Genomic DNA, 13,114 nt, shown 5'->3' on the forward strand with positions numbered 1-13,114 from the left:
AAGCGGTTGAGCCGGTGCCGGAAGTGGGGCCGACCAGACCAGGGAGGGCGAACAGTGACGTCGACGATGACGCGGACCGACCGAGCTCAGACAGTGACCGAACTGCCGGAGGTCGCCGATCCCGGTCAGGTCGCGCCGAAGGACGCCCGGGAGCTGTCCAAGCAGTTCTTCCGTCGGCTGGCGGAGCTGGAAGAGGGCACGCACGAGTACCAGTACGCGCGCAACACGCTGATCGAGATGAACATGTCCCTGGTCCGCTTCGCGGCCGGCCGGTTCCGCAGCCGCGGGCCGGAGGAGATGGAGGACATCGTCCAGGTCGGCATGATCGGTCTGATCAAGGCGATCGACCGGTTCGAGCTGTCCCGCGAGGTGGAGTTCACCTCCTTCGCGATCCCCTACATCGTCGGTGAGATCAAGCGGTTCTTCCGGGACACGTCGTGGTCCGTGCACGTTCCGCGCCGGCTCCAGGAGGCCCGGGTGCAGCTCGCCCGCGCCACCGAGGAACTGCGCAGCCGACTGGGCCGCACGCCCACGACCGCCGAACTCGCCCAGCTGATGAGCCTGACCGAGGAAGAGGTCAACGAGGCCCGGATCGCGTCCAACGGCTACAACTCCGCGTCCCTGGACGCCGCCATCGGCAGCGAGCCGGACGGCGAGAGCGTGCTCGCGGACTTCATCGGGACCGAGGACGCCGCGCTGGAACTGGTCGAGGACTTCCACGCGCTGGCGCCGATGATCGCCGAGCTCGACGAGCGCGAGCGCAAGATCGTGCACTGGCGCTTCGTGGAGGAGCTGACGCAGGCGGAGATCGGCGAGCGGCTCGGCTGCTCCCAGATGCACGTCTCGCGACTGCTGTCCCGCACGCTGAAGCGGCTGCGGGCGGGGATGCTCGCCACGAACTGACGCGGCGAAGGACGTACGGCGGGACGCACGCGGGGTGCGGCGACAGGGAGCGCCGCACCCCGCGTGCGTGTGTGCGCCTCCGCTAGCAGATCGACTGGCCGCTGTTCACCAGCCGGTTGTTGCGGAACGTCGTGTTCTCGCCGCAGGGGCTCTCACGGATCGACGAGTTGGTCACCGTGAGGTTCTGGACGGTGATGTCCCGGTTGTTCGCGAACTCCGTCCGCGCCGCCAGCCGGATCTCGCCGCCGCCGGTGACCGTGCCGCTCTGGGCGGCGAGGTTCACGTTGTAGCAGTTCTCGATGAGGATCGCGTTGTTGCCCGTGTTCGAGAGCGTGATCCTGTCGATGGTCGCGCCGCCGCTCTCCGACACGCAGAACACGCCCCGCCCGCCGCCGCGCGCGACGACCTCGCCGACGCGGATGTTGGTGGGGTAGGAGCCGCCGACGCGGCCGTTGCGGTTGGCCATGCGGAAGGCGGCGTACCCGGTGCCGGCGCCCGCGTTCTCCGCGTCCACCCTGGAGACGGTGGCGTTGACCGTCTGGTTCAGCAGCAGGCCCGACTCGCCCACGTTGCGGGCGGTCACCGTGCCGACGGTGAGGCCGTCGACGCCGTAGGTCTCCACGGCGTGGCTGGACGCGCCGGAGACGTACACGCTGTCGATGCGGACGTTGCGGGTCCACTGGCTGGTGTCGCCCCGGTTGTCGATGCGGACGCCGAGGCCGCGGGAGAGGCGCATGTCGATCTGGCCGAGGACGACGTTCTGCACGTTGCGCAGGAAGATGCCGTACAGCGGGGCGCCGGTGACGTTGAGGTGCTGCACCTCGATGTCGCGGGTGCCGCGGGAGTAGACCGGAGCCTGGTCGCCGGAGCCGCTGCCGGTGACGTCGACGGTGCCGCAGACGTCGAGGGCCGTGTAGCTCGGCAGGGAGATGCGGGAACCGGCGGAGACGGAGCCCGAGCCGCGGACCACCACCCGTTCCTTGCTGGTGCGGCCGGGGGTCAGGCTGTTGATCGCCGCCTGCACGGCCGCCCGCATGTCGGTGCCGGTGTGGACCGTGCTGCCGCCGCGCCTGGCCGTCCAGGTGCTGCCGTTCAGTACGGCCTCGGCCTGGTAGGAGCCGTCGCCGCAGGCCGCGGCGCGGGCGGGGGCCGCGGTGGCCGTGGGGGAGGCGGCGGCGGTGGCCGGGACCGTCATGGTGCCGGCGGCGGTGAGGAGTGCGGTGGCGCCGGCTGCTGCGAGGAGTGCGGCTCTGCGTCCCATGGGTCCTCTGCTTCTGTCGTCGAACCGATTCGACTGAATCGATTCATCCGGTGGGGGGCCGAGAGTTTGGCAAGGACATGGCAGGTAGTCAAGCGGTCCGCTCCTCCGGTACGGGAGTCGACGGGCCGTCTGCGGGAGACTCGGACGCATGCGTACTGCGTACAGCGTGGAGACGGTCAGGACGGCGGAACGGGAACTGATGGCACGGCTGCCGGAGGGGGCGCTGATGCAGCGCGCCGCCGCCGGGCTCGCCGCGGCCTGTGCGGACGTGCTGGGGCGGGTGTACGGCAGCAGGGTCGTCCTGCTGGTCGGCAGCGGGGACAACGGCGGTGACGCCCTCTACGCCGGCGCCCGGCTCGCCCGGCGCGGCGCGGGCGTGAGCGCGGTGCTGCTCGCGCCGGAGCGCGCCCACGCCGGAGGGGTCGCGGCGCTGCGCCGGGCGGGCGGGCGGACCACGGGCACGGACGGCGCCGAAGGGCTGATCGAGCGGGCCGACCTCGTCGTCGACGGCATCGTCGGGATCGGCGGCAGGGGCGGGCTGCGCCCGGAGGCGGTGCCGCTCGCCGACGCCGCCGGGCGGTCGCGGGCGGCCGTGGTCGCCGTCGACCTGCCGAGCGGGGTCGACGCCGACACCGGGGAGGTGCGGGGGGCGGCGCTCCGCGCCGACCTCACGGTGACCTTCGGGACGCACAAACCGGGGCTGCTGATCGACCCGGCGCGGGAGTACGCGGGGTCGGTGCGGCTGGTCGACATCGGGCTGGAGCTGCCGGCCGAGGCGGAACTGGAGGCGCCGCAGCACGCGGACGTGGCCCGGCTGCTGCCGGTGCCGGCCGTCGAGAGCGACAAGTACCGGCGGGGCGTCGTCGGGATCGCGGCCGGGTCCGCCCGGTACCCGGGGGCCGCGGTGCTCGCGGTGGCGGGGGCGCTGCGGGGCGGTGCGGGGGCCGTACGGTACGTCGGCCCCGCAGGACAGGCGGTGATCGCCCGCTTCCCCGAGACGCTGGTGTCGGACCGGGGGCCGAAGCACGCGGGGCGGGTGCAGGCGTGGGTGGTCGGACCGGGGGCCGGGGACGACGCGGCGACGGTGGCGGAGGTGCTGGCGGCGGACGTGCCGGTGCTGATCGACGCGGACGGGCTGCGGCTGGCGGAGGCGTCGGCGGTACGGGGGCGGCGGGCGCCGACGCTGATGACACCGCACGCGGGGGAGGCCGCGGCGCTGCTCGGGGTCGAGCGGGAGGAGGTCGAGGGCGGCCGGCTGGGCGCGGTGCGGGAGCTGGCGGGGCGGTACGGGGCGACGGTGCTGCTGAAGGGGTCCACGACCCTGATCGCGTCCCCGGGCGGGGGTGCGGTGCGGGTGAATCCGACGGGGACGTCGTGGCTGGCCACGGCGGGGAGCGGGGACGTGCTGTCGGGGCTGGGGGGCTCGCTGCTGGCGGCGGGGCTGTCGGCCGTCGACGCGGCGAGTGCGGGGGCGTACCTGCACGGGCTGGCGGGGCGGTTCGCGGCGGACGGGGCGCCGATGGGGGCGCACGACGTGGCGGAGGGGATCGCGGGGGCGTGGCGGAGTGTGGTGCGGGGGTGAGGGTGAGGTGCGGGCGGATTCCGGAGGTTTTTCGCCCCCGCCGCCCTTTCCCGTCCCGTCTCCGGGGGCGCTGCCCCCGGACCCCCGCTCCTCAAACGCCGGAGGGGCTGACCCAACCGACGGGAGGACGCAACGGGCCGCTCTGAGAGACTGGGCGGGATGAACGAGACAGTTGCCCCGGGGGGTGCGGAGCTGCGGGCCCGCGCCGAGATCGACCTCGCCGCCGTGCGGGCCAATGTGCGGACCCTGCGCGAGCGCGCGCCCGGCGCCGCCTTCATGGCCGTGGTCAAGGCCGACGGGTACGGGCACGGCGCCGCCCCCTGCGCGCGGGCGGCCGTCGAGGCCGGGGCGACCTGGCTGGGCACCGCCACCCCGCAGGAGGCGCTCGCGCTGCGCGCGCCCGGCGCCGGGGTGCCGGACGACGTACGGATCATGTGCTGGCTGTGGACGCCCGGCGGGCCCTGGCGGGAGGCGGTCGAGGCCGGCCTCGACGTGTCCCTGAGCGGCAGGTGGGCGCTGGACGAGGTCGTCCGGGCCGCCCGTCTCGCGGGGCGGCCCGCGCGGGTGCAGCTCAAGGCCGACACCGGGCTCGGGCGCGGCGGCTGCCAGCCCGGGGACGACTGGGCGGAGCTGGTCGCACAGGCGCTGCGCGCCGAGGCCGAGGGGCTGCTGCGGGTCACCGGCCTGTGGTCGCACTTCGCCTGCGCCGACGAGCCGGGGCATCCCTCCGTCGCCGCCCAGCTGACCCGCTTCCGGGAGATGGTCGCGTACGCCGAGAGCCGGGGCGTCGACCCCGAGGTGCGGCACATCGCCAACTCGCCCGCCACCCTCACCCTCCCCGAGAGCCACTTCGACCTCGTGCGCCCCGGCATCGCGATGTACGGCGTCTCGCCCAGCCCCGGGATCGGCGCCCCCGCCGACCTCGGACTGCGCCCGGCGATGACCCTCTCCGCCTCGATGGCCCTGGTCAAGCACGTTCCCGGCGGCCACGGCGTCAGCTACGGCCACCACTACGTCACCCCGGGCGCCACCACCCTCGGCCTCGTCCCGCTCGGCTACGCCGACGGCGTCCCGCGCCACGCCTCCTCCACCGGGCCGGTCCTCGTCGAGGGCAAGTGGCGCACGGTCGCGGGACGGGTCGCGATGGACCAGTTCGTCGTCGACCTGGGCGGGGACGAGCCGGGGCCGGGCGCCGAGGCGGTGCTCTTCGGGCCCGGCGACCGCGGTGAGCCCACCGCCGAGGACTGGGCGCAGGCCGCCGGGACCATCGCGTACGAGATCGTCACCCGGATCGGAACCCGCGTCCCGCGCGTCTACGTCAACGAGGGGACCGACGGAAGGCAGGGGAGCGGCACGTGAGCGAGGGCATCGCGGAGGCCGCCGCCTCCGCGGCCGGGGGAGGCTGGCGCCGGGCCACCGGCGTCGCGGGCGCCGCGATAGGCGTGCTCGCCACCGGGGCCGCCGCCGGCGTGGCGATAGAGCGGATGACGGTCGGCCGGGGCATGCGCCAGAAGGCCCGGCTCGCCCTCGACTCCGCGGGGCCGTACGGCGCGCTGCGCGGCACGCCCGGCAAGGCGTACGCCGACGACGGCACCGAGCTGTACTACGAGACCGACGACGTCGACCCCGATCCGGCCGCGACCCCGGGACGTCGGCGCCGGCTGTTCGGCCGCAAGGCCCCCGCCCCGGTCACCGTCGTCTTCAGCCACGGCTACTGCCTCAGCCAGGACTCCTGGCACTTCCAGCGGGCCGCGCTGCGGGGCGTCGTGCGGACCGTGCACTGGGACCAGCGCAGCCACGGCCGCTCGGCGCGGGGCGCGGCGCAGGCGGAGCGGGGCGAGCCGGTCACCATCGAGCAGCTGGGGCGGGACCTGAAGGCCGTCATCGACGCGGCGGCGCCCGAGGGTCCGCTGGTGCTGGTCGGTCACTCCATGGGCGGGATGACGGTGATGGCCCTGGCCGACCAGTACCCGGAGCTGATCCGGGAGCGGGTCGTGGGCGTCGCCCTGGTCGGTACGTCGTCGGGACGGCTCGGCGAGGTCAACTTCGGACTCCCGGTGGCCGGCGTCAACGCGGTGCGGCGGGTGCTGCCGGGGGTGCTGAAGGCGCTGGGGCAGCGGGCCGAGCTGGTGGAACGGGGGCGCCGGGCGACGGCGGACCTGTTCGCCGGGGTGATCAAGCGGTACTCGTTCGCGTCCCGGGACGTGGACCCGGCGGTCGCCCGGTTCGCCGAGCGGATGATCGAGGGCACGCCGATCGACGTGGTCGCCGAGTACTACCCGGCCTTCAGCGACCACGACAAGACCGGGGCCCTCGCCCACTTCGCCGGCCTGCCGGTGCTGGTGCTGGCCGGGGTGCGGGACCTGGTGACGCCGAGCGAGCACAGCGAGGCGATCGCCGATCTGCTCCCGGAGGCGGAACTGGTGCTGGTCCCGGACGCCGGGCACCTGGTGATGCTGGAGCACCCGGAGGCGGTCACCGACCGCCTCGCCGACCTGCTCACCCGCGCCGGCGCGGTGCCCGCAGGGGCTACCGTTAAGGGCTATGGAAGCAGCAGCACCGCACGACCCGGCTGAGCCGACCCCGCCCGCGCACTCCGTCGGGCTGACCGTCACCTCCCCCGAGCAGATGCGCGAACTGGGGCGCAGACTCGCCAAGCTGCTGCGCGCCGGCGATCTGGTCCTGCTCTCGGGCGAGCTCGGCGCGGGCAAGACGACGCTGACCCGAGGTCTCGGCGAGGGGCTCGGCGTACGGGGCGCGGTCACCTCGCCGACGTTCGTGATCGCCCGGGTGCACCCGTCCCTGGGGGACGGTCCGCCGCTGGTCCACGTCGACGCGTACCGGCTCTCCGGCGGTCTGGACGAGATGGAGGACCTCGATCTCGACGTCTCGCTGCCGGAGTCGGTGATCGTCGTGGAGTGGGGCGAGGGCAAGGTCGAGGAGCTGACCGAGGACCGTCTCCAGGTCGTCATCCACCGTGCGGTCGGCGACACCACCGACGAGGCGCGCCGGGTGACCGTGGCCGGCCTGGGCACGCGCTGGACGGCGGCCGACCTGACCGTGCTGTCGGCCTGACGGGGCGTCCGGCCCGACCGTCCGGCCCGGCCGTCCTGTCGGTCCGGCCGGCTACGCCGCCTCGCGGTGGTCCTTCGCCGGTTCGCGGGGCCGGGGCTCCGGCGCACGGGGCGGGGTGGAGACCGCGGCGGCCGCGGCGCAGGACGCCAGCAGATCGCGCATCGGTATCCCGGAGACCGGCTGGGGCCGCGACTGCGCCGTGGTCCGGCGGGCGCTCTGGTGGGCCGGCATGGACGCCTCCTGAAGGACGGGGGCGGGCGTGGTTAGGCAGACCTAACCACGAGCTGGATACCATGTGACCACGCCCGGGACGCCGAACGCAACATCTTGCCGACGTCTTGTCGGAACGCACGGCTCCTGTTCACGTGATCCGACCGGAACGCGCACACCGGGACTCACCGTACGACGACGACCTTCCGCCCGATCGTCGCGAAGCCCCACATCGCCGCGCCGTCCTCACGGGTCTCGCGGATGCCGCCCGTCCGCTCCTTCGGGTCGAGCCGCGGCGCCGAGCCGTCGACCGCCGCGCTGAACCCGATCGCCGTGCCCTCGACGGACGCGAACAGCACCACGTGCTCGATCGGGACGCCGTCCGATCCGACGGCCGTGCCGGACCGGGAGGTGACCCGGTAGGTGCCCGGCGCCGGGTCCACCGTGCTGGGGCTGACCCCGAAGGTGCGCCGCACCTTGCCGCTCCCCTCGATCAGCCACACCCGGTCCGCGCCCAGCGCGTACACGACCCGCTCGCCCGTCCCCGAGCGCGCGGGCAGGGCGGCGGGGTGGTTCCGCTCCCGGAGGGTCTGGTGGAGGGCCGCCGCGGTGCCGGGCTCCGGAGGGCGCAGCTCGGCCGGGACGGTCACCGCCGCCCGGTGGCCGAGGTAGCCGACCGTCGCGAGGGCCGCCGCGGTCAGCCCCGCCACGATCACCGAGCTGGTGCCTGCCACCGCCGTCACCTCTGTCCCGCTCTGCACTGTTATGTACGTACGTCGACGTGACCGTAGCAGTACGTGACCGGTCGGCCCGTGCGGCCGTGGCCCGGGCGTGGGAGCCGTAGGCTGTTTGCGTGCTCTTGCTCGCTCTGGATACCGCCACACCCGCCGTCACCGTCGCGCTGCACGACGGCCACGACGTCATCGCCTCGTCGAGCCAGGTGGACGCCCGCCGCCACGGCGAGCTGCTGCTCCCGGCGATCGACCGGGTCCTCGCCGAGGCAGGCCTGCGGCTGGACGCCGTCACCGGGATCGTCGTCGGCGTCGGCCCCGGTCCGTACACCGGGCTGCGCGTCGGCCTGACGACCGCGGACACCTTCGGGCTCGCGCTGGGCGTGCCCGTGCACGGTGTGTGCACGCTGGACGGCCTGGCCTGCGCGGCCGACCTGGAGGGCCCCTTCGTCGTGGCGACCGACGCCCGCCGCAAGGAGGTCTACTGGGCGCGCTACGCCGACTCCCGCACCCGCCTCACCGAACCCGCCGTGGACCGGCCCGCCGACATCGCCGAGCAGGTCGCGGGCCTGCCCGCGGTCGGCGCAGGCGCGCTGCTCTACCCGGACACCTTCCCCAGGGCGCACGAGCCCGAGCACGTGTCCGCCGCCGCCCTGGCCCGGCTGGCCGCCGAGCGGCTGGCGGCGGGCGAGGAGCTGCTCGCGCCCCGGCCGCTGTACCTGCGCCGGCCCGATGCCCAGGTCCCCAAGAACTACAAGGTGGTCACCCCCAAGTGACGGGAACCGAGACGACCGTTCTGCGCGAGATGCGCTGGTGGGACATCGACGCCGTACTGGAGCTGGAGCGGAACCTGTTCCCCGAGGACGCCTGGTCGCGCGGGATGTTCTGGTCCGAGCTGGCCCATGCGCGCGGGCCCGGGGCGACGCGGCGCTACTTCGTCGCCCAGGAGGGTGACCGGATCGTCGGCTACGCGGGCCTCACCACCTCCGGCGCGGAGTCCGAAGGCGACGGGGACCAGGGCGGCGACAGCGTCCCGGCGGCCGACGTGCAGACCATCGCCGTCACCCGGGACCACTGGGGCACCGGCCTGGGCTCGCGGCTGCTGACCGAGCTGCTGCGGGCGGCGACCGCCTTCGAGTGCGCCGAGGTGCTGCTGGAGTGCCGGGTGGACAACGTCCGGGCCCAAAAACTCTACGAACGCTTCGGCTTCGAGACCATCGGCGTCAGGCGCGGCTACTACCAACCGGGGAACGTGGACGCCCTGGTGATGCGGCTGACCGACCCGTCCACCTCTGTGAACCCGGCGAACCCCGTCGACCGGAACGGCGTACAAGGAACCGAGACCCATGGCTGACGAACCCCTGGTACTGGGGATCGAGACCTCCTGCGACGAGACCGGCGTCGGCGTCGTGCGCGGGACCACCCTGCTGGCGGACGCCGTCGCCTCCAGCGTCGACGAGCACGCCCGCTTCGGCGGCGTCGTCCCGGAGGTGGCGAGCCGCGCCCACCTGGAGGCGATGGTCCCCACCATCGCGCGCGCGCTGAGGGAGGCGGGCGTCGGCGCCCGCGACCTCGACGGCATCGCCGTCACCGCCGGACCCGGGCTCGCCGGCGCGCTGCTGGTCGGCGTCTCGGCGGCCAAGGCGTACGCCTACGCCCTCGGCAAGCCCCTCTACGGGGTCAACCACCTCGCCTCGCACATCTGCGTCGACCAGCTGGAGCACGGGTCGCTGCCCGAGCCGACGATGGCGCTGCTGGTCTCCGGCGGCCACTCCTCGCTGCTGCTGTCCGCGGACATCACCTCCGACGTCCGTCCCCTCGGCGCGACCATCGACGACGCGGCCGGCGAGGCCTTCGACAAGATCGCCCGCGTGCTGAACCTGGGCTTCCCCGGCGGCCCGGTCATCGACCGGTACGCGCGCGAGGGCGACCCGGACGCGATCGCGTTCCCGCGCGGGCTGACCGGTCCGCGCGACCCGGCGTACGACTTCTCCTTCTCCGGGCTGAAGACGGCCGTGGCCCGCTGGATCGAGGCCAAGCGGGCGGCGGGCGAGGAGGTGCCGGTGCGCGACGTGTCGGCGTCCTTCCAGGAGGCGGTCGTGGACGTGCTCACCCGCAAGGCCGTACGGGCCTGCAAGGACGAGGGCGTCGACCACCTGATGATCGGCGGCGGCGTGGCCGCCAACTCCCGGCTGCGGGCCCTGGCCCAGGAGCGCTGCGAGGCGGCCGGCATCCGGCTGCGCGTGCCGCGTCCCAAGCTGTGCACGGACAACGGCGCGATGGTGGCGGCGCTGGGCGCGGAGATGGTCGCCCGGAACCGTCCGGCCTCCGACTGGGACCTGTCGGCCGACTCCTCGCTCCCGGTGACGGACCCGCACGTGCCGGGCGCCTCGCACGCGCACGACCACGTGCACGAGACCGCCAAGGACAACCTGTACTCATGACGGTCGCACTGATGTGGGAGGCCAGGGCGCTGCCCGGCCGGGGCGCGGACCTGGTGGCCTGGGCCGAGGAACACGTGCGGGAGCTCGCCGGGCGCCCCCTGCGCCGCGAGACCTTCCGCGCCCCGCAGGACAGGGTCCTGGTCATCACCTGGTGGGACGCCCCGTACGACGCGGACCTCCCCGAACTCCCGGAACCGGCCGGGGACCTGGTCACCCGTCCGGTGCACCGGTGGCGGTTCGAGTCGCTCGGGGGCGTCTGACCCGGCCCCGTCGGCGCCGGCGGGGCGCGGCCGGGGCCGTGCGCCGGGTGTTCGCGCCGGAGGCCGCCGGTCGCAGCCCCGGCACGTCCGGTCCGACCACCCGCCGGCGGCCGATCGGACGTCCGGGGTCGCCGACGCCACCGGGGCGTGCGGGTGGAGCCGGGCGGCGCCGGCCCGCTCGCCGGTGTCGCGGACGGTCGGCGGCGTGCCGTGCGAGCCGCCGTGGCCGAAGGCGCACGGCCGGGTGCGGGGAGGGCGAACGGATCTCTTGCCCACGCTACGGGGAAAGTTTCGGGATTCCCACCGAATGTTCCGGGAATCCATGGGGAGTTGAGGTCTTCGTCAACAGGGCCCGCAGGGTTACGATCGCGGCCATGACTTCCCCGCAGCCCGCCGAAACCCGGACGCAAGGGCGCAGTGCCCGGACGGCGACCCTCGCCGAGATCGCCCGCGAGGCCGGCGTCTCCGCCCCGACTGTTTCGAAGGTCCTCAACGGCCGAGCCGACGTCGCTCCCGCCACCCGGAGCCGGGTCGAGGGGCTGCTGCGCGCCCACGGCTACCGGCGTCGGCGCGCCGAGGCGTCCCGGTCGCCGTTGATCGACCTGGTCTTCCACGAGCTGGAGAGCGCCTGGGCCATGGAGGTCATCCGGGGCGTGGAGAACGTGGCCCGGGACGCGGGCCTGAGCGTCGTCCTCTCCGAGAGCGCGGGCCGGCTCACGCCCGGACGCACCTGGGCCGACCAGGTCGCCGCGCGCCGCCCGCACGGCGTGATCCTCGTGCTGTCCGGCCTCGACGAGTCCGGGCGGGCCCTACTGACCAGCCGTTCCATCCCGTTCGTGGTGATGGACCCGGCCGGCGACCCGGGCACCGACGTGCCCTCCATCGGCGCGACCAACTGGCAGGGCGGGCTCGCCGCGACCCGGCACCTGGTCGAGCTGGGCCACACCCGGATCGGCGCGATCAGCGGACCCGCGCAGATGATGTGCAGCCGCGCCCGCATCGACGGCTACCGGGCCGCCCTGGAGACCGCCGGGCTGCCGGTCGACCCCGGGCTGATCGTGGACGGGGACTTCCACCACGAGGCCGGCTACCGGCAGGGCCTCGCCCTGCTGCGCCGCGAGGACCGGCCCACCGCGGTCTTCGCCGGCAACGACCTCCAGGCCCTCGGCCTGTACGAGGCCGCGCGCGAACTGGGGCTGCGGATCCCGGAGGACCTGAGCGTGGTCGGGTTCGACGACCTGCCGGTGGCCCGCTGGGTGGGGCCGCCGCTGACGACCGTGCGGCAGCCGCTGACGGAGATGGCGGAGGCGGCGGCCAAGCTGGTCCTCGATCTGGGCCGGAACGAGGACCCGGCGGCGGCGACCCGGGTGGAGCTGGCGACGAGCCTGGTGGTGCGGAGCAGTACCGCGGCGCCGACGGGGGCGTGAGCCGGACCGAAAGTTTCGGACCGCCGGACGCCGTGCCGGAAGTCTGAGAATTTCACAAGAAAACTGCCCGCGGTGCACTGCTCGTCATAATTCGGACTTACGTTCCTCTCCGTGAGGGGACACGAGAAGAGCGGCAGGACCGGGGGCGACGACGGGGCCGGGGGCGAGGGCGCGGGCATACGGACGGGCCGGCGGGCGAAGGCGCTGAAGATCACGGGGTGCGCGCTGGCGGGCCTGCTGGTCCTGGGCGCCGGAGCCGCCGGCTGGGCGTACTGGCAGCTCAACGGCAACATCGACAGCGTCGACATCGACAACGCCCTGGGCGACGACCGCCCCGCCGGGGCCGCGGCCGCCCCGGCCCCGGACGCGTCCGCCACGGACCTGCCGACCGGGTCCCTGAACATCCTGGTGCTCGGCTCCGACTCGCGCACCGGCGAGGAGAACCAGGAGCTCGGCGGCGGCGACAGCGGCGGCGCCCGCTCCGACACCGCCATGGTCGTCCACCTCGACGCGGGCCGGACCGCGGCGACGGTGGTCAGCATCCCCCGCGACACCCTCGTCGACCGGCCCTCCTGCCCCCTGGAGGACGGGAAGTCGACCCGTGCGGCCTCCGGCGTGATGTTCAACAGCGCGTACGAGGTGGGCGGGCCGGTGTGCGCCGTGAAGACCGTCGAGTCGCTCACGGACGTCCGCATGGACCACTACGTCGAGATCGACTTCGCCGGCTTCGCCCGCCTGGTCGACGCGCTCGGCGGGGTCACCGTCACCACCGAGGAGGACATCGACGACGACCGCAGCCACCTCACCCTGGACGCCGGCACCCACCACCTCGACGGCACGGAGGCCCTCGCCCTGGCCCGCACCCGGTACGACGTCGGGGACGGCAGCGACCTCGGCCGCATAGGGCTCCAGCACCGGCTGGTGAAGGCGCTGCTGGAGCAGGCCGCGGACGAGGACCTGCTGACCGGCCCCACCCGGCTGTACCGGATCGCCGACACCGTCACCGACAGCCTCACCACCGACACCGGCCTCGACTCCCTGGGCGAACTGACGCGCCTCGCCCGGAGCCTGCGGGACCTCCCGGCCGACGGCGTCACGACCCTCACCATGCCGGTCGTCCCGGCCCCCTGGGACCGCAACCGCGTGGTGGCGGACGAGCCGGAGGCGGGGGAGCTGTGGGCCTCTCTGAGGTGAGGCGAGGGCGGGGAGGAAAAACTCCGG

At 74.4% G+C, this 13,114-nt stretch carries 14 protein-coding genes; 11 read left to right on the top strand and 3 right to left on the bottom strand.

Annotation, left to right across the window (positions count from 1 at the left end; genetic code table 11):
- Positions 1-66 precede the first annotated feature (66 nt).
- Positions 67-903, top strand: coding sequence for an RNA polymerase sigma factor SigF (locus tag ACZ8ZB_RS20545; protein WP_470739127.1), 837 nt, complete (start codon positions 67-69; stop codon positions 901-903).
- A gap of 82 nt (positions 904-985) precedes the next feature.
- Here the strand turns inward: ACZ8ZB_RS20545 and ACZ8ZB_RS20550 are convergent, their stop codons facing one another.
- On the bottom strand, positions 986-2,164 hold the full coding sequence (locus ACZ8ZB_RS20550) for a hypothetical protein (protein WP_470739128.1): 1,179 nt from the start codon (positions 2,162-2,164) through the stop codon (positions 986-988).
- A gap of 148 nt (positions 2,165-2,312) precedes the next feature.
- Between ACZ8ZB_RS20550 and ACZ8ZB_RS20555 the strand changes: the two genes are divergently transcribed.
- From ACZ8ZB_RS20555 to tsaE, 4 genes are all read left to right on the top strand, one after another.
- On the top strand, positions 2,313-3,746 hold the full coding sequence (locus ACZ8ZB_RS20555) for an NAD(P)H-hydrate dehydratase (protein ID WP_470739129.1): 1,434 nt from the start codon (positions 2,313-2,315) through the stop codon (positions 3,744-3,746).
- A 159-nt stretch (positions 3,747-3,905) separates the two neighbouring features.
- Positions 3,906-5,105 carry an alanine racemase gene (gene alr, locus ACZ8ZB_RS20560; RefSeq protein ID WP_470739130.1) on the top strand — a complete coding sequence of 400 codons (1,200 nt, stop codon included), beginning with the start codon at positions 3,906-3,908 and terminating at the stop codon, positions 5,103-5,105.
- Complete coding sequence (locus ACZ8ZB_RS20565; RefSeq protein WP_470739131.1) at positions 5,102-6,322, top strand: alpha/beta fold hydrolase; 1,221 nt, start codon at positions 5,102-5,104, stop codon at positions 6,320-6,322. Before alr ends, ACZ8ZB_RS20565 begins: the two co-directional genes overlap by 4 nt.
- Positions 6,291-6,821, top strand: coding sequence for a tRNA (adenosine(37)-N6)-threonylcarbamoyltransferase complex ATPase subunit type 1 TsaE (gene tsaE, locus ACZ8ZB_RS20570; protein ID WP_470739132.1), 531 nt, complete (start codon positions 6,291-6,293; stop codon positions 6,819-6,821). Before ACZ8ZB_RS20565 ends, tsaE begins: the two co-directional genes overlap by 32 nt.
- Before the next feature lie 51 nt (positions 6,822-6,872).
- Here tsaE and ACZ8ZB_RS20575 read toward each other — a convergent pair whose 3' ends face one another.
- Together ACZ8ZB_RS20575 and ACZ8ZB_RS20580 are read right to left on the bottom strand one after the other, a co-directional pair.
- Entirely contained in the window at positions 6,873-7,052 is a 180-nt protein-coding gene (locus tag ACZ8ZB_RS20575) for a hypothetical protein (RefSeq protein ID WP_470739133.1), read from the bottom strand.
- A gap of 164 nt (positions 7,053-7,216) precedes the next feature.
- A complete protein-coding gene (locus tag ACZ8ZB_RS20580; RefSeq protein ID WP_470739134.1) occupies positions 7,217-7,765 on the bottom strand; it encodes a hypothetical protein in 549 nt (182 codons plus the stop codon).
- Positions 7,766-7,884: 119 nt separating this feature from the next.
- On the opposite strand from ACZ8ZB_RS20580, the gene tsaB reads away from it, so the two are divergent.
- The 6 genes from tsaB (at position 7,885) to ACZ8ZB_RS20610 (ending at position 13,087) form a co-directional block, all read left to right on the top strand.
- Positions 7,885-8,538, top strand: a complete 654-nt coding sequence (gene tsaB / locus ACZ8ZB_RS20585; RefSeq protein ID WP_470739135.1) for a tRNA (adenosine(37)-N6)-threonylcarbamoyltransferase complex dimerization subunit type 1 TsaB — start codon at positions 7,885-7,887, stop codon at positions 8,536-8,538.
- The gene (gene rimI / locus ACZ8ZB_RS20590; RefSeq protein WP_470739136.1) at positions 8,535-9,116 is read left to right on the top strand and encodes a ribosomal protein S18-alanine N-acetyltransferase; all 582 of its coding nucleotides are present in this window, start codon (positions 8,535-8,537) and stop codon (positions 9,114-9,116) included. Before tsaB ends, rimI begins: the two co-directional genes overlap by 4 nt.
- Positions 9,109-10,206, top strand: coding sequence for a tRNA (adenosine(37)-N6)-threonylcarbamoyltransferase complex transferase subunit TsaD (gene tsaD, locus ACZ8ZB_RS20595; RefSeq protein WP_470739137.1), 1,098 nt, complete (start codon positions 9,109-9,111; stop codon positions 10,204-10,206). Before rimI ends, tsaD begins: the two co-directional genes overlap by 8 nt.
- Positions 10,203-10,466: a hypothetical protein gene (locus ACZ8ZB_RS20600; protein WP_470739138.1), complete on the top strand. Its 264-nt coding sequence runs from the start codon at positions 10,203-10,205 to the stop codon at positions 10,464-10,466. The genes tsaD and ACZ8ZB_RS20600 overlap by 4 nt, the downstream gene beginning before the upstream one ends.
- A 374-nt stretch (positions 10,467-10,840) precedes the next feature.
- Positions 10,841-11,893, top strand: a complete 1,053-nt coding sequence (locus ACZ8ZB_RS20605; protein WP_470739139.1) for a LacI family DNA-binding transcriptional regulator — start codon at positions 10,841-10,843, stop codon at positions 11,891-11,893.
- A gap of 111 nt (positions 11,894-12,004) precedes the next feature.
- The gene (locus tag ACZ8ZB_RS20610; protein ID WP_470739140.1) at positions 12,005-13,087 is read left to right on the top strand and encodes an LCP family protein; all 1,083 of its coding nucleotides are present in this window, start codon (positions 12,005-12,007) and stop codon (positions 13,085-13,087) included.
- Positions 13,088-13,114: the final 27 nt, after the last annotated feature.

The sequence above is a fragment of the Streptomyces sp. 12E genome (genome assembly GCF_055633275.1).